Annotated in this window: 1 rRNA gene; it reads left to right on the top strand. The window is 53.4% G+C overall.

Annotated features, from left to right (window positions below):
• Positions 1-18: 18 nt before the first annotated feature.
• Positions 19-472 (top strand): 16S ribosomal RNA (locus ACL9RI_RS27650); the annotation flags it as partial.

The following is a 472-nucleotide window of genomic DNA, read 5'->3' as shown; positions in this document are numbered from 1 at the left end:
GGCAAAGTAACAGAGATTAAACTGAAGAGTTTGATCCTGGCTCAGATTGAACGCTGGCGGCATGCCTTACACATGCAAGTCGAACGGCAGCACGGAGCTTGCTCTGGTGGCGAGTGGCGAACGGGTGAGTAATATATCGGAACGTACCCTGGAGTGGGGGATAACGTAGCGAAAGTTACGCTAATACCGCATACGATCTAAGGATGAAAGTGGGGGATCGCAAGACCTCATGCTCGTGGAGCGGCCGATATCTGATTAGCTAGTTGGTGGGGTAAAGGCTCACCAAGGCATCGATCAGTAGCTGGTCTGAGAGGACGACCAGCCACACTGGAACTGAGACACGGTCCAGACTCCTACGGGAGGCAGCAGTGGGGAATTTTGGACAATGGGCGCAAGCCTGATCCAGCAATGCCGCGTGAGTGAAGAAGGCCTTCGGGTTGTAAAGCTCTTTTGTCAGGGAAGAAACGGTGAG

Source organism: Janthinobacterium sp. Mn2066 (assembly GCF_049319705.1).
Classification (GTDB): Bacteria; Pseudomonadota; Gammaproteobacteria; order Burkholderiales; family Burkholderiaceae_D; genus Janthinobacterium.
This window is presented reverse-complemented; position numbering and strand designations above follow the sequence as displayed.